The sequence below is a fragment of the Salipiger thiooxidans genome (genome assembly GCF_900102075.1).
Classification (GTDB): domain Bacteria; phylum Pseudomonadota; class Alphaproteobacteria; order Rhodobacterales; family Rhodobacteraceae; genus Salipiger; species Salipiger thiooxidans.
This window is the reverse complement of the sequence record NZ_FNAV01000006.1, coordinates 225,247-239,379: the sequence shown is the minus strand read 5'-3', so window position 1 is coordinate 239,379 and position 14,133 is coordinate 225,247. Positions and strand designations below refer to the sequence as shown.

At 68.6% G+C, this 14,133-nt stretch carries 14 protein-coding genes; 11 read left to right on the top strand and 3 right to left on the bottom strand.

Annotation, left to right across the window (positions count from 1 at the left end):
* Positions 1-135 precede the first annotated feature (135 nt).
* The 7 genes from BLQ77_RS11175 (at position 136) to BLQ77_RS11145 (ending at position 5,758) form a co-directional block, all read left to right on the top strand.
* Entirely contained in the window at positions 136-744 is a 609-nt protein-coding gene (locus BLQ77_RS11175) for a TetR/AcrR family transcriptional regulator (protein ID WP_089958970.1), read from the top strand.
* A gap of 123 nt (positions 745-867) precedes the next feature.
* Positions 868-1,560 carry a DUF4386 domain-containing protein gene (locus BLQ77_RS11170; protein ID WP_089958966.1) on the top strand — a complete coding sequence of 231 codons (693 nt, stop codon included), beginning with the start codon at positions 868-870 and terminating at the stop codon, positions 1,558-1,560.
* A gap of 98 nt (positions 1,561-1,658) precedes the next feature.
* A complete protein-coding gene (locus tag BLQ77_RS11165; protein WP_008883410.1) occupies positions 1,659-2,570 on the top strand; it encodes a sulfite exporter TauE/SafE family protein in 912 nt (303 codons plus the stop codon).
* A complete protein-coding gene (locus BLQ77_RS11160) occupies positions 2,567-3,331 on the top strand; it encodes a TIGR02186 family protein (protein ID WP_089958962.1) in 765 nt (254 codons plus the stop codon). The genes BLQ77_RS11165 and BLQ77_RS11160 overlap by 4 nt, the downstream gene beginning before the upstream one ends.
* A complete protein-coding gene (locus BLQ77_RS11155; protein WP_089958958.1) occupies positions 3,328-3,765 on the top strand; it encodes an acyl-CoA thioesterase in 438 nt (145 codons plus the stop codon). Before BLQ77_RS11160 ends, BLQ77_RS11155 begins: the two co-directional genes overlap by 4 nt.
* Positions 3,766-3,999: 234 nt before the next feature.
* Positions 4,000-5,199: a hydantoinase/carbamoylase family amidase gene (locus BLQ77_RS11150; RefSeq protein WP_089958954.1), complete on the top strand. Its 1,200-nt coding sequence runs from the start codon at positions 4,000-4,002 to the stop codon at positions 5,197-5,199.
* 112 nt (positions 5,200-5,311) lie between these two features.
* Positions 5,312-5,758 carry a DUF2383 domain-containing protein gene (locus BLQ77_RS11145; protein WP_089958950.1) on the top strand — a complete coding sequence of 149 codons (447 nt, stop codon included), beginning with the start codon at positions 5,312-5,314 and terminating at the stop codon, positions 5,756-5,758.
* Positions 5,759-5,786: 28 nt separating this feature from the next.
* Here the strand turns inward: BLQ77_RS11145 and aqpZ are convergent, their stop codons facing one another.
* The 3 genes from aqpZ to BLQ77_RS11130 all read right to left on the bottom strand — a co-directional run bounded on the left by aqpZ (position 5,787) and on the right by BLQ77_RS11130 (position 9,282).
* The gene (aqpZ, locus tag BLQ77_RS11140; protein ID WP_040383639.1) at positions 5,787-6,518 is read right to left on the bottom strand and encodes an aquaporin Z; all 732 of its coding nucleotides are present in this window, start codon (positions 6,516-6,518) and stop codon (positions 5,787-5,789) included.
* A gap of 185 nt (positions 6,519-6,703) precedes the next feature.
* Positions 6,704-7,405, bottom strand: coding sequence for a response regulator transcription factor (locus BLQ77_RS11135; RefSeq protein ID WP_008883499.1), 702 nt, complete (start codon positions 7,403-7,405; stop codon positions 6,704-6,706).
* Positions 7,402-9,282 carry a hybrid sensor histidine kinase/response regulator gene (locus tag BLQ77_RS11130; protein WP_089958947.1) on the bottom strand — a complete coding sequence of 627 codons (1,881 nt, stop codon included), beginning with the start codon at positions 9,280-9,282 and terminating at the stop codon, positions 7,402-7,404. Before BLQ77_RS11130 ends, BLQ77_RS11135 begins: the two co-directional genes overlap by 4 nt.
* 323 nt (positions 9,283-9,605) lie before the next feature.
* Here BLQ77_RS11130 and BLQ77_RS11125 point away from each other — a divergent pair, with 323 nt between their 5' ends.
* The 4 genes from BLQ77_RS11125 to BLQ77_RS11110 all read left to right on the top strand — a co-directional run bounded on the left by BLQ77_RS11125 (position 9,606) and on the right by BLQ77_RS11110 (position 14,045).
* Complete coding sequence (locus tag BLQ77_RS11125; RefSeq protein ID WP_089958943.1) at positions 9,606-11,570, top strand: AMP-binding protein; 1,965 nt, start codon at positions 9,606-9,608, stop codon at positions 11,568-11,570.
* Between the two features lie 259 nt (positions 11,571-11,829).
* A complete protein-coding gene (locus BLQ77_RS11120) occupies positions 11,830-12,585 on the top strand; it encodes an ABC transporter ATP-binding protein (protein WP_050782237.1) in 756 nt (251 codons plus the stop codon).
* Between the two features lie 13 nt (positions 12,586-12,598).
* Entirely contained in the window at positions 12,599-13,552 is a 954-nt protein-coding gene (locus BLQ77_RS11115) for a branched-chain amino acid ABC transporter permease (protein WP_008883319.1), read from the top strand.
* Positions 13,553-13,790: 238 nt separating this feature from the next.
* On the top strand, positions 13,791-14,045 hold the full coding sequence (locus BLQ77_RS11110) for a hypothetical protein (RefSeq protein WP_008883061.1): 255 nt from the start codon (positions 13,791-13,793) through the stop codon (positions 14,043-14,045).
* Positions 14,046-14,133: the final 88 nt, after the last annotated feature.

Sequence of the window (14,133 nt, the reverse complement as noted above, 5' to 3'; positions counted from 1 at the left end):
GAAACCGTCAGGTTTTGTAAAGAGTGCAGCGCGGAGACTCAGACAAATTTCGCGGCAGCGCAGCACAGGAGACGCGATTTGCGAAAACCATCATCGGAGTGCTGCGGCTATATCCAGCGGCGGAGGGGCAGGCCGGTGCAGATCGACCAGTCCACCCGGCAGGACATCGTGCTCGACGCCGTACGCGAGCTGCTGTGCCAGTGCCGGCTGGAAGACGTGAGCATGGCGGCGATCGCGCGCCGGGCGGGAATGTCCAAGCGCACGCTCTACACGCTGTACTCCAGCCGCGAGGAACTGCTGGGCGCCGCCTTCGCCCGGATCGGCGGCACCATCTTCCGGCCGCTCGACGAGGGTGACCGCGCGCTGCCGTTGCCCGACCGGCTGCGCAAGCTGCTGACGGTGAACTTCACCCCCGAGTTCGAGCATGCGCCGCTCGAGCTGATGCGTGCGGTGATCGCCGAGGCGCCGGTCTATCCCGGCATAGCCCGCGAGTTCGACGCCACCGGCCGCGGGGCGCTGATCCGCTACATCTCGGCCGAGCTCGACGCCGCGCTGGAGGAGGGCGAGGTCACCTGCCACGACATGACGCCCGACGAGGCCGCCGAGCTGCTGGTCGACATGGTCATGGGCAATGCGCTGCACGCGCTCATGACCTCGAGCGGCAAACATGTCCCTCTCGAGCAGAAGGCGGTCCGGCGCGACCGTTCGATCAGCATCTTCCTCGACGGCCTGCGCCCGCGCTGAGCCGGGCCCGGGCAGGGGACGCCCTGCAATCCGGACCACAAAAATCCGGGCCTGAAAACGGTACTCAGGGACGGCAAAACCCCCTAGGTTCGGGGCACCCTCCAGGCCGCCGGAGCCGCCCCGATGTTCGACGCCCGTCCTGCCAGCCCCGCCCGTAGCCGCCCGTTCGGCGCCGCCCGCGCCGCAGGCGTGCTCTATCTCGGCATCATCGCACTTGGCCTCACCAGCGAGCTTGCCTTTCGCGGGGCGCTGGTGGTGCCGGGCAACGCGGCTGAGACGGCGGCGCGGATCCTCGCGGGACCGGGGCTTCTGCGGGCGAGCCTCGCTGCGGACACCGTCATGGCGCTCGCCGACGTGGCGCTGGCGGTGCTGCTCTACCAGCTCCTGCGCCCGGTCAGCGCGCCGGTGGCGCTGGCGGCGATGGTCTTCCGTCTGGTGCAGGCCGGGCTGATCGCCGCGTCGCTGCTGTTCCAGGCGGGGGCGCTGCTGACGCTCGAGATGCAGGGCGAGGCAGGGGCCGCGACGGCGCAGCTTGCCATGGCGCTGCAGGCGCACGGCTACGACCTCGGGCTGGTGTTCTTCGGGGTGAACTGCCTGCTTACCGGCTGGCTGCTGGCGCGCGCCGGGGCACGACCGGCGCTCTTGGGCTGGCTGATCGCGGCGTCAGGGCTGGTCTACATCGCGGGCAGCGCGCTGCGCTTCCTCGCGCCCGAGCTCGGCGCCGCCTTCGCGCCTGCCTACCTGCTGCCGATGCTGGCCGAGAGCGGCTTCTGCCTCTGGCTGCTGCTGCGCGCGCCCGGCCTTCACGCGCGCTGACGGTCGCGCCGGAGCAGGGTGGCGAAACTGCTGCAGGCGCGAAGACAAAGCGTCTTCCGCCGCTTGCCAAATTATCGCCGCGCTCGCAAAGTCGCGCCATGCAGATCTACCTCCCCATCGCCGAGGTCTCGGTCAACATCTTCCTGCTCTTCGGCCTTGGCGGGCTGGTGGGAATTCTCTCGGGCATGTTCGGCGTGGGAGGCGGCTTCCTGATCACGCCGCTGCTGTTCTTCATGGGGATCCCGCCCGCGGTGGCGGTCGCCACCGGCGCCAACCAGATCGTCGCCAGCTCGGTCTCGGGGGTGCTCGCGCATCTCAAGCGACGGACGGTTGACCTGCGCATGGGCACGGTGCTGCTCTGCGGCGGTCTCGTGGGGGCGGCTCTGGGGATCTGGATCTTCAACCTTCTCAAGCAATTGGGCCAGGTCGACCTGCTGGTGCGGCTCTGCTACGTCGTCTTCCTCGGCATCATCGGCGGACTGATGTTCATCGAGAGCCTCAACGCCCTGCGCCGCTCGAAGAAGGGCGCGGTGCCCAAGCGCCGCCATCACGGCTGGGTGCACGGGCTGCCCTTCAAGATGCGCTTCCGCACCTCGGGCCTTTATATCTCGGCGATTCCGCCGCTGCTGGTCGGGGTCTCTGTCGGCGTGCTCTCGGCCATCATGGGCGTGGGCGGCGGCTTCATCATGGTGCCCGCGATGATCTACCTGCTGGGGATGCCCACCAAGGTCGTGGTCGGCACCTCGCTCTTCCAGATCATCTTCGTCACCGCCTTCACCACCATGGCTCACGCCATCACCAGCCAGACGGTCGACGTGCTGCTGGCGCTGGTGCTGCTGATCGGCGGTGTCATCGGGGCGCAGTTCGGCACCGCCATCGGCACGCGGCTCAAGGCCGAACAGCTGCGCATTGCGCTGGCCTCGCTGGTGCTGCTGGTCTGCTTCAAGCTGGCGCTGGACCTGTTCCTGACCCCGGCCGACCTCTACGAACTCGGGACGGGGGGCGAATGATGCGGGCGCTGCTTCTCCTTCTGCTGTCGCTGGTCGCGCTGCCGCTCCGGGCCGAGGAAGTGGTCATGGGGCTCAGCAAGGACAGCGTGAACATCACCGCCGATTTCGACGGCTCCGAGATCCTGATCTTCGGTGCCGTCAAGCGCGAGGCCCCGATCCGCTCGGACCCGCCGCTGCAGGTGATTGTCACCGTCGCGGGGCCGGTCACCCCGGCCACCGTCTGGCGCAAGGAGCGGAGGCTCGGCATCTGGGTCAACACCGACGCGGTTGAGATCGACGCCGCGCCCTCGTTCTACGCCGTGGCCACCTCGGCCGCGTGGGGCGACGTGATCTCGGACGTCGAGGATCTGCGCCACCGGGTCTCGGTCGCGCGCGCCATCCGCTCGGTGGGGGCGCCGATGAGCATCGAGGATTCGCAGAGCTTCACCGACGCGCTGATCCGCCTGCGCGAAAGCAAGGGGCTTTACCAGCAGCGCCCGAACACCGTCGAGCTGCGCGACAGCACGCTCTTCGACACCGCGATCTCGATGCCCGCCAACATCGTCGAGGGCGAGTACACCACCCGCGTCTACCTGACCCGCGGCGGCCGCGTCGTCTCGCAGCACGCCTCGGTGATCCAGGTCGGCAAGGTCGGGCTCGAGCGCTGGCTCTACAACCTTTCGCGCAACCAGCCGCCGCTCTACGGACTGCTGTCGCTGGTGATTGCCATCGCCGCGGGCTGGGGCGCCTCGGCCGCCTTCAGGGCGCTGAAATCCGGATGACACGCAGACCCCCGCAACCCCGCTCCGCCTACCATGCCTTCCGCGAGATCCAGACCCGCTGGAAGGACAACGACACCTACGGTCACATCAACAACGTTACCTACCTGTCCTATTTCGACACGGTGGTGAGCCTCTGGCAGATCGAGCAGGGGATGGAGATCGCGCAGGAGGGCGGCCTGCGCTTCCTCGTGGTCGAGAGCGGCGCCACCTACCACGCCGAGGCGCGCTTTCCCGACGTGCTGCACGCGGGCATTCGGGTCGGCAGGCTGGGCACGAGCTCGGTGCGCTTCGAGATCGGCATCTTCCGCAACGACGAGGACATCGCCTGCGTGGAGGGGTTCTTCGTCCACGTGGCCGTGGATCCCGACACCCGGCCGACGCCGATCCCCGACACGGCGCGGGCGCGGCTCGAGGCGATCATGGTGAAGGGCTGAGGCAGGTCTTCGCGCCCGCCTGCCGGGATATGGCCCGTGGCAGAGGTAGGCCTTGCGCCTGCCTGCCGGGATCATGGGGCGTCGGGCGAGTCAAACCTTGCAACTGCCCGCTGGGCTCATGGTGTGAGGCTGAGGCAGACCCTCGCAGCCCGCTACGCCATGCCGCCGAATTTCTCATGATAAATTGACATCGCTCCGACCCGGGCGCAGGCTTGCGGTCAAAGGAGTGCGCCCATGCTGCCCGTCGATCCCGACCGTTTCCTCAAGGACCTGCACGCCCTGCGCCGCTTCGGGGCCTCTGGCGTCGGCAAGGGGGTGTCGCGCCCGGGCTTCTCGGATCCCGACATCGCCGCGCGCGACTGGCTGGCGATGCGCATGTCCGAGGCCGGGCTCAAGCCGCACTACGACCCGGTGGGTTCGCTCTTCGGGCTCGCCGAGGGCCGCTCGCTGCTGATGGGCTCGCATTCCGACAGCCAGCCCGAGGGCGGCTGGCTCGACGGCGCGCTCGGGGTGATCGCGGCGCTCGAGATCTCGCGCGCGGCGCGCGCCGCGGGCGGGCCGCCGGTCTCGGTGGTGTCCTTCGAGGACGAGGAGGGGCGTTTCGGCGTCACCACCGGCAGTTCGGTCTGGGCCGGCAACCAGACGCTCGAGGGCGCCGACGCGCTGCACGATGCCGGGGGCCTGAGCTTTGCCGAGGCCCGCGCCCGCTTCGGCGTGCGGCGCGGCGATTTCGTCGATCCCGGGCGGTTCAGTGGCTACATCGAGATGCACATCGAACAGGGGCCGGTGCTCGACAGCAGCGGCGAGAAGCTGGGGGTGGTCGATGCCATCGTCGGCATCCGCGACATGCACATCACCTTCACCGGCCAGCAGAACCACGCGGGCACCACGCCGATGCACCTGCGCCGCGACGCGTTCCAGGCGCTTGCGGGCTTCAACGCGCGCATCGCCGAGCGTTTCGCCAACGTGATGACGCCGCAGACCGTCTGGACCATCGGCCACGTGGCGGTGCACCCCAACGCGGCCTCCATCGTGCCCGGTCGGGTGCGCTTCTCGATGCAGTGGCGCGACGGTGATGCCGACCGGCTGGCGCGGATGGAAGAGATCATCCGCACCGCCGCCGCCGAGATCGCACAGGAGATGGGGATGGAGCCGGGCTTTGGCCCGATGCTGGGCCTCGACCCGGTGGCGATGGACCCCGGCCTGCGCGGCGCCCTCGAACGGGCCGCGAGCGATGAGGCGCCCGACCGCTGGCGCGTGATGCCCTCGGGCGCGCTGCACGATGCCACCAACGTGGCGCGGCTGATGCCTGTCTCGATGCTCTTCGTGCCCTCGATCGGCGGCATCAGTCACGATTTCGCCGAGGACACCGACGAGGCCGACCTCGTGACCGGGCTCAACACGCTGGCGCGGGCGGTGGCGGCGCTGGGGTAGGGGCCACGGGGGCCACCGGATAAACCCCCGGCACCCCGGCGGGAACCCCTCGCCGCATTGCGGCGTTGGTGCGTGACGCCCCGGTCGGGGACAGCAGCCGAGGACAGACGCCATGAACGATGTTCAGCCGATCAATGCCACCGAGGACCAGCTCGTGACCCTGCAGGACCTGTTGTCCCGCAGCGTCGAGACCCATGCCTGGTTCGAGGAAATGACCGAAAAGGCCGAACCCGAATTCCGCCACATCGCGCTCAAGTTCCGGGGATTGCACCTCGAACAGTGCGACCGCATCTCCGCAACCATCACCGCGCTGGGCGGCGAGCCCGACCGTTCGGGCGGGCTGCGGGCGGCGGTGAACCGCACCTCGGTGTCGCTGCGCTCGATGTTCGAGGACATCGACGGCGACATGATGACCGCCATCGAGGACGCTGAGGCGCAAGTGCTCGCCGATTTCGACGCGGCGCTGAGCATTCTCGGCCCGTCGCGTTACCGCGACGAGCTCGAGCAGATGAAGGGCGAGCTGGTCAAGCTGCTGTCGGAAGAGCCCGAAGCCCCCTGAGCAGCCCCCTGACCGGCCGCGCGTGGCGTCAGCTGCTGGGAACGCCGCCCTCGACGCTGCCCGTCGGCGTCGGGCTGAGCCAGCGGTAGAGCACCCCGCCAAGCGCGCCGCCCATGAGCGGTGCCAGCCAGAACAGCCAGAGCTGCGACAGCGCCCAGCCGCCCACGAAAAGAGCGGGCCCGGTGCTGCGCGCCGGGTTCACCGAGGTATTGGTGACCGGGATGCTGATCAGGTGGATCAGCGTCAGCGCCAACCCGATGGCCAGCGGCGCGAAGCCCACCGGCGCCTGCCCGTGTGTCGTGCCCATGATGATGAAGAGGAACATCATGGTGAGCACCAGTTCGGCCACGAAGGCCGACATCAGCGAATAGCCTCCCGGACTGTGGGCGCCGTAGCCGTTGGCGGCAAAGCCCGAGGCGGCGGCGTCGAAGTCGGGCACGCCGCTGGCGATCACGTAGAGCACCGCCGCCCCGAGCCCCGCGCCCAGCACCTGCGCGATGATGTAGGGCAGCACGTCCGACATCGGGAACCGCCCGCCGACCGCCAGCCCCACGGTCACCGCCGGGTTGAGGTGGCAGCCCGAGACGTGGCCGATGGCATAGGCCATGGTGAGCACCGTCAAACCGAAGGCGAGCGAGACGCCGAGGAGGCCGATTCCGACTTCGGGGAAGGCCGAGGACAGCACCGCCGCGCCGCAGCCGCCAAAGGTCAGCCAGAAGGTGCCGATGAACTCGGCGGCGTATTTTCCGGAATGTTCCATGAAATACCTCTTGCGAGAGTCTATTTTCTGAAATTCAAGCACAGGTATAGTGCCACCGCCTGCCGCTCGCACAAAGCGAAATTGCGTGTGCGAGCGGCAGGTCGCGGGCAGGCGCGATGTGTCTTCGGGGCACCCCGAAATGGCAAAGGCCCCGGGTCGTCAGCCCCGGTGACCCGGGACGTGCCCTAGACCCACTCCACGTCGCCGAGGAAGATGTACCCCGCGCCGTAGATGGTCTTGATCAGACGCGGGTTCTTCGGGTCCTCCCGAAGCTTGGTGCGCAGCCGAGAGATCCGCACGTCCATCGCCCGGTCAAAGCTCTCGCCCGCGGCGCCACCGAGGCTCTCCTGCATCTGCGCCCGGGTGATGAGCCGCTTGGGGCTGTCGAGGAACAGCCGCAGCACCTCGCCCTCGGCATGGCTGAACGGGGTCTCGGCACCGGTCTCGTCCTCGAGCGCGTAGCGGTCGAAATGCGCGGTCCATCCGGCGAAGCGCGCGCTGTCGCCCCCGCGCGGCGCGGCGCGCGGCCCGCGCAGCCGGGCCCGGACGCGGGCCACCACTTCGGCGGGGTCGAAGGGCTTGATGATGTAGTCGTCGGCGCCAAGTTCGAGCCCGGTCACCCGGTCCTGCACCTGCGCGCGCCCCGAGATGATGATCACCGCCGCCCCCTGTTCCAGCGCCAGCCGGTGCACGAGGCTCAGCCCGTCGCGATCCGGCAGCCCGAGATCCACGAGGCACAGGTCCGGCGTCGCCCGCTTCAGCGCTGCCTCGAACTCGGTGGCGCGGGCAAAGGCCATGGTTCGGAACCCGGCCTCGGTCAGCGCCTCCGAGAGGATGGCGCGGATCGTCGGCTCGTCGTCGAGGATCGAGACCAGCGGCGCGGTCATGCGGCGGCTCCCGGATGACCGAGGAACGCCGCCAGCTCTTCCGGCGTGAAGGGCTTTGCCAGCACCGGCGCACGGGCCACCGCCTCGCGCCTGAGCGGGCTGTCCGGCGGCAACGAGGTCATCAGCTGCACCGGCACATCCGGCAACAGCAGCGGCAGCTCGGACCCGGGCAGGGCGCCCTCCAGAGTGATGTCCGACAGCACGAGGTCGATCTCCAGCCGCTCCGCCAGCGTCCGCGCCTCCTCGACCGAGGCCGCCTCGGCGACCTGGTGCCCCATGGCGGTGAGCATCTCGCGCACCTCCGCCCGCAGGTCCGGGTTGTCCTCGACCAGCAGCACCAGCCCGGCGCGCGGCAGCGCCTCGGCCCGGCGCAGCGGCAGGCGCAGGGTCACGCAGGCGCCGGGCGCGCCGTTGGCGAGCTTTACCTCGCCGCCCGCGAGCTTGACCATGTCGTAGACCATCGCCAGCCCCAGCCCCGAGCCCTCGCCGCCCTTGGTGGTGAAGAACGGGTCGAGCCCGTGCTGCAGCGCCTGCGGGCTGAACCCGGGGCCGGTGTCGGAAACCGAGAGCTCGAGCCAGGTGTCGAGGATGGTGCGTGCCGCCACCGTGATCGTGCCTTCCTGGCCGCAGGCGTCCGCCGCGTTCAGGACGAGGTTCAGCGCCGCGTCCTGCAGCATCCCCTCGTCGAGCAGGAAGGTGCCGCGCGCCTCCGCCGCGATGCGCAGCGCCAGCCGTCCGGGCAGCGACGGCGTGGCCAGCGTCTCGAGATCGGCGAGGAAAGCCCCGAGGTCCACCGGCGCCGGCCGCCACGCCCGGTGGCTGGTGATGTCGGCGATGCGGTTCAGCAGCTCGCCGCCGCGCCGCGCCGCCTGCAGCGTGGCCTGTATCAGCGGCTGCGCCTCCGGGGTCCCGTTGATCCGCGCCAGCTTGGACTGCATCCCGAGGATGATGGTCAGCAGGTTCGAGAAATCATGCGCCAGCCCCGAGGTCAGTTGCGCGGCCAGCTCGCGGCGCTTGGTCTGCTGCAGGGCGGCGCGGGACTGCGTCTCCTCGGTGACGTCGTGGCTCAGGATGTAGACCCCGGGCTCCGTCGGGTCGGGGGTGAACACCGCCCGGATCCGCCGCGACGAGCCCTCGTCGGTGAACTCGAAGATGCTCTGGCGCCCGGCCAGCGCCTGCTCCATGTGCGGCCGCACCTTGGCATAGGCTGGCCCCAGTGCCTCGGAGACGTGCAGCCCCACGATCTCCGACGGCCGCCCGGGCATCACGTGCGGCAGCCGCCGGTTCGAGAAGGTGTAGCGCCAGCCGGCATCGACCCGGGCGATATGCGCGGGCATCATCTCGGTGGTGAGACGGGTACGCGCCTCCATCTCGGTGAGCTCGCGCCGCGCCTCCTCGAGCGCCGCGTTGGTGGCGGCCAGCTGCCGGTTGGTGGCCGAAAGCTCCTCGGAGCGGCGCAGCACCTCCTCGGACAAGAGCTCCGAACGGGTGCGCAGCAGGCTCTCCTGCCGCTTCATCGCGGTGATGTCGGTGTAGACGGTGACCCAGCCGCCCTGCGGCAGCGGCGCGCCCTCGACGCTGATGGTGCGGCCGTTGGCGCGGGTGCGCTCCATGTAATGCGGCTCGAAGGCACGGGCCTGCTCCAGCCGCGCCGCCACGAAGCTCTCGGGGTGGTCGACCGGGCCGTATTCGCCGCGCTCCACGAGATAGTGGATGGTGTCCTCGAAGCTCGCCCCCTCCGTGCAGAGCCGCTCCGGCAGGTCGAACAGCTCGGCGAAGCGCCGGTTGCTCACCGCCAGCCGCAGATCGCTGTCGTAGATCGACAGCGCCTGCTGGATCAGGTTGAGCCCCGCCTGTGTCAGCGCGTCCTTGTTCATCCGGCCGTCCTCCCTCGGCCACATGGCTAGCACCGCGCGCCGCCGGTGCAAAGCATGCCCTGCTTCCCGCCGCCAACAAGCGCCCCGGCTTCATCTTGCCCGGTAAACTCCGGGGTGAATTGGCCGCAGGCCAAGAGGGGCAGCGCCCCTGCGACGGTTGTTACAATTCGTTAGAATTGGGCAAACATCACGTAAACATTGACCGTCAGCCTGCAGCTGACCCTTAATGGTGCCTGAATCGCGTGGAGGCGCGATGACCCCTCTGGAGGAGAGGGGGGAGGTCCCGGGGAAGGGGCAAGACGGGAGGAGACAACTTGGCATACATGTCCGAGGGCGCGGAAGGTCTGCGCTCGATTCCGGCTCTGTTGCAGCGCAACGCGGGGACCTTCGGGAGCCGCCCGGCGTATCGCGAGAAGGAGTTCGGCATCTGGCAGAGCTGGACCTGGGCGGAGACCGAGAAGGAGATCGAGGCCTTTGCACTCGGGCTGCTGAACCTCGGCGTCCGCAAGGGCGACCACGTGGCGGTCATCGGCCGCAACCGTCCGACGCTCTACTGGTCCATGGTCGCCGCGCAGATGTGCGGCGCGGTGCCGGTGCCGCTCTACCAGGACGCCGCCGCCGAAGAGATGGAATACGCGCTGCAGCATTGCGGCGCCCGCTTCGTCATCGCCGCCGACCAGGAGCAGGTGGACAAGGTCATCGACATCCAGGACGACCTGCACCAGTTCGAGCACATGATCTACGTCGATCCCCGGGGGATGCGGAAATACGATCATCGCCGCCTGCACGACTATGCCAGCGTCCAGAACCAGGGCCGCGCCGCCCATGACGAGTTCGTCGGCGAGCTGACCGCGCGCCGCGAGAGCCTCGGCTACGACGACACCTGCGTGATGCTCTACACCTCGGGCACCACCGGCAAGCCCAAGGGCGTGGTGCTGTCGAACCGCAACATCATCGAGACCGCCAAGAACTCGGCCGAGTTCGACAAGCTGGGGCCGGGCGAGGAAGTGCTCGCCTACCTGCCGATGGCCTGGGTCGGCGATTTCATCTTCTCGATCGGGCAGGCCTACTGGACCGGCTTCTGCGTGAACTGCCCGGAAAGCGCCGAGACCATGATGACGGACCTGCGCGAGATCGCGCCGTCCTACTACTTCGCGCCGCCGCGGGTGTTCGAGACCCAGCTCACCCAGATCATGATCCGCATGGAGGACGCGGGCGCGTTCAAGCGCGGCATGTTCCACCATTTCATGGACCACGCCCGCACCGTCGGGCCCAGGATCCTCGACGGCAAGCCGGTGGGGCTGCTCGACCGGCTGCGCTACGCGCTGGGCTCGTTCATGGTCTACGGCCCGCTGAAGAACACGCTGGGCTTGAGCAAGGTGCGCGTGGGCTACACCGCGGGCGAGGCCATCGGCCCCGAGATCTTCGATTTCTACCGGGCGCTCGGCATCAACCTCAAGCAGCTCTACGGCCAGACCGAGGCCTCGGTCTTCATCACCCAGCAGCCCGACCACGAGGTCCGGCCCGACACCGTGGGCGTGCCCTCGCCGGGCGTCGAGATCCGCATCGCCGACAACGGCGAGGTGTTCTACCGCTCGCCGGGCGTCTTCGTGGAATACTACAAGAACGCCGAGAGCACCGCCGACACCAAGGATGCCGAGGGCTGGGTCGCGACCGGCGACGCTGGCTTCTTCGAGGAAAGCACCGGCCACCTGCGCATCATCGACCGCGCCAAGGACGTGGGCAAGATGGCCGACGGCGCGCTCTTCGCGCCGAAATACGTGGAGAACAAGCTCAAGTTCTACCCCAACATCCTCGAGGCGGTGGTCTTCGGGGCGGGCCGCGACCGCTGCACCGCCTTCATCAACATCGACCTCACCGCCGTCGGCAACTGGGCCGAGCGCAACAACATCGCCTACGCCTCCTACCAGGAGCTCGCCGGGCATCCGAAGGTGCTCGAGATCATCCGCGGCCACGTCGAAGAGGTGAACCGTTCGGTGGCCGGGGACGAGATGCTCTCGGGCTGCCAGATCCACCGCTTCCTCGTGCTGCACAAGGAGCTCGACGCGGACGACGGCGAGCTGACCCGGACCCGCAAGGTGCGGCGCAAGATCATCGCCGAGAAGTTCGGCGACCTTGTGACCGCGCTCTACGACGGCTCGCCCAGCATCTACACCGAGACCGAGGTGACCTACGAGGACGGCCGCAAGGGCAAGATCAGGGCGACGCTCACCATCATGGACGCGGAGGTGGTGCCGGGCGCATCCCCCGCGATGGCCGCGGAATGACGGGAATGGCGCGTGACGCTCGGCTTCGCCGTCGCGGGGCTCCGCCCGTTCACTCCTCGAACCGTCTCCCGGACGGTTCGCCGCCGCCGGCGGTCCGGAGCGAAACCCACTATCCCGCGGGGCACCGCGCCGGTGCGGAGGGCAGGGCATGATGCACGGATCCGACCAGAGTATTTGGGGAAGCGATGAAAGGCAGGGGGCCGTGAAGGATACCGAAGGCTACGTGACCGCGGACGGGCGGCAGATCGGCGGGGTCCTGATGGAGCTGCGCAACATCACGCTTCGCTTCGGCGGGGTGGTGGCGATCAAGGACATCTCCTTCGACATCCGTGAGGGCGAGATCCGCGCCATCATCGGACCGAACGGGGCCGGAAAGTCGTCGATGCTCAACATCATCTCGGGCTTCTACACCCCCTCCGAGGGCGAGCTCTGGTACAAGGGTGCCAAGCGCCCGCCGATGCGCCCCTACGAGATCGCCCGCATGGGCGTGGCGCGGACCTTCCAGAACATCGCGCTCTTCGAGGGCATGACGGTGCTCGACAACGTCATGACCGGGCGGCTCACCCACATGCACGCGGGCATCGCCAGCCAGGCGCTGTGGTGGGGCAAGGCCCGCAACGAGGAGATCGCCAACCGCGAGGTGGTCGAGAAGGTCATCGACTTCCTCGAGATCCAGTCGATCCGCAAGACCCCGGTGGGGCGGCTGCCCTACGGGCTCAAGAAGCGGGTCGAGCTGGCCCGCGCGCTGGCCGCCGAGCCGTCGATGCTGCTGCTCGACGAGCCCATGGCTGGCATGAACGTCGAGGAGAAGGAGGACATGAGCCGCTTCATCCTCGACGTGAACGACGAGTTCGGCACCACCATCGTGCTCATCGAGCACGACATGGGCGTGGTGATGGACCTGAGCGACCGGGTGGTGGTCATGGACTACGGCAAGAAGATCGGCGACGGGCCGCCCGACGAGGTGCGCCGCAACCAGGACGTGATCGACGCCTATCTCGGCGTGTCGCATTGAGGAGACCGCAGACATGCTGAACGACATCTTCATCAAGCCCTTCGTGGACATGTTCACCGCGCCGGACTTCCTGCTGCAGGTGCTGTGGGAGGGGCTGGTCTCGGGCATCCTCTACGCGCTGATCGCGCTGGGCTTCGTGCTGATCTACCGCTCGAGCCGGATCTTCAACTTCGCGCAGGGCATCATGGTGGTCTTCGCGGCGCTGACGCTGGTGGGGCTGCACGCCATGGGCGTGCCCGCCTGGATCTGCGTGATCCTGACGCTGGGCGTGATGTTTGTGCTCGCCGTCTCGATCGAGCGGGTGGTGCTGCGCCCGCTGGTCGGCCAGCCGGACATCATCCTCTTCATGGCCACCATCGGCATCACGCTGTTCCTGATCGGCCTCGGCGAGATCATTTTCGGCGGCGAGAACAAGGTGATGATCACCGACGAGCTCGGCATCCCCACGGATTCGCTGGTGCTCGAGCCCTGGGGCGGCCTGCTGATCCTCGAGCAGAAGGACATCACGGCGGTGGTCGTGGCGGCCCTTCTGGTGGTGGCGCTGCTGGCCTTCCTCAACAAGACCCGCATGGGCCGGGCGATCCGGGCGCTGGGCGACGACCACCAGGCGGCGCTGTCGGTGGGCATCTCGCTGCAGCAGATCTGGGTTCTGGTCTGGTTCATCGCCGGCATCATCGCGCTGGTCACGGGCATCGCCTGGGGCGCGCGGGCGGGGGTCAGCTTCGCGCTCGAGGTCATCGCCTACAAGGCGCTGCCGGTGCTGATGCTGGGTGGACTCGAATCGATCACCGGGGCCATCGTGGGTGGCCTGTTGATCGGGATGCTCGAGAAGCTGTTCGAGATCTACTGGGGTCAGCCGCTTCTGGGCGGCAACACCGAGACCTGGTTCGCGTTCGTGCTCGCGCTGATCGTCCTGCTGTTCCGCCCGCAGGGGCTGTTCGGAGAACGCATCATCGAAAGGGTCTAGCGCCGGTCCGCGCCTCTGGCGCGACAGGTCCTCCGGGGGGAGGGTCTGAGGCGCCGGAGGGCGGAGCCCCGTCACGCAGGGGTCCCGGCCAGCCTTCGGGCGAAAGACAGGTGAGACACGGTGCGCACCACGTGCCCGGGATCACCGAAACAGGCGGAGCCCCCTTCTGGGCTCCACGCAAGGAGGTGGGTGGCACCGGAAGGAGAACGGACGCCACCGCGCTAGGGAGAAGAAAGAGATGGCAAAGCTGATCGCGATCCTCAACGTCACCGCCTGGGCCGGCTTCTGGGCCTTCGGCTACCTCGCCCTGACCGCCAGTGGCGGTGCGGGCGGGCAGATGGTGACCGCGGTGATCCTTGCGGCAATCGGCGGGGGACTGGGGCTCTGGGCCTGGTTCTGGCTGGTGCGGCACTCGGAGGTGACGGGCTACGCGCCGGCGCCGAAGCGGGCCTATCCCGACGAGGACCTGCGCCTGCACGAAGGCAGTCTCTGACACCGCGCAAGCGGCTCTTACGAACGCGAATTCGCGGCGGACCCGTCCGACCGCACAGGTGCCTCGCGCGCCATCAGACAAGGAGGAG

Excerpts from the sequence above, each read along its gene's own strand:
- BLQ77_RS11170 (WP_089958966.1), top strand. The coding sequence starts at position 868 with ATGTTCGACGCCCGTCCTGCCAGCCCCGCCCGTAGCCGCCCGTTCGGC.
- BLQ77_RS11165 (WP_008883410.1), top strand. The coding sequence starts at position 1,659 with ATGCAGATCTACCTCCCCATCGCCGAGGTCTCGGTCAACATCTTCCTG.
- BLQ77_RS11160 (WP_089958962.1), top strand. The coding sequence starts at position 2,567 with ATGATGCGGGCGCTGCTTCTCCTTCTGCTGTCGCTGGTCGCGCTGCCG.
- BLQ77_RS11155 (WP_089958958.1), top strand. The coding sequence starts at position 3,328 with ATGACACGCAGACCCCCGCAACCCCGCTCCGCCTACCATGCCTTCCGC.
- BLQ77_RS11150 (WP_089958954.1), top strand. The coding sequence starts at position 4,000 with ATGCTGCCCGTCGATCCCGACCGTTTCCTCAAGGACCTGCACGCCCTG.
- BLQ77_RS11145 (WP_089958950.1), top strand. The coding sequence starts at position 5,312 with ATGAACGATGTTCAGCCGATCAATGCCACCGAGGACCAGCTCGTGACC.
- aqpZ (WP_040383639.1), bottom strand. The coding sequence starts at position 6,518 with ATGGAACATTCCGGAAAATACGCCGCCGAGTTCATCGGCACCTTCTGG.
- BLQ77_RS11135 (WP_008883499.1), bottom strand. The coding sequence starts at position 7,405 with ATGACCGCGCCGCTGGTCTCGATCCTCGACGACGAGCCGACGATCCGC.
- BLQ77_RS11130 (WP_089958947.1), bottom strand. The coding sequence starts at position 9,282 with ATGAACAAGGACGCGCTGACACAGGCGGGGCTCAACCTGATCCAGCAG.
- BLQ77_RS11125 (WP_089958943.1), top strand. The coding sequence starts at position 9,606 with ATGTCCGAGGGCGCGGAAGGTCTGCGCTCGATTCCGGCTCTGTTGCAG.
- BLQ77_RS11120 (WP_050782237.1), top strand. The coding sequence starts at position 11,830 with ATGGAGCTGCGCAACATCACGCTTCGCTTCGGCGGGGTGGTGGCGATC.
- BLQ77_RS11115 (WP_008883319.1), top strand. The coding sequence starts at position 12,599 with ATGCTGAACGACATCTTCATCAAGCCCTTCGTGGACATGTTCACCGCG.
- BLQ77_RS11110 (WP_008883061.1), top strand. The coding sequence starts at position 13,791 with ATGGCAAAGCTGATCGCGATCCTCAACGTCACCGCCTGGGCCGGCTTC.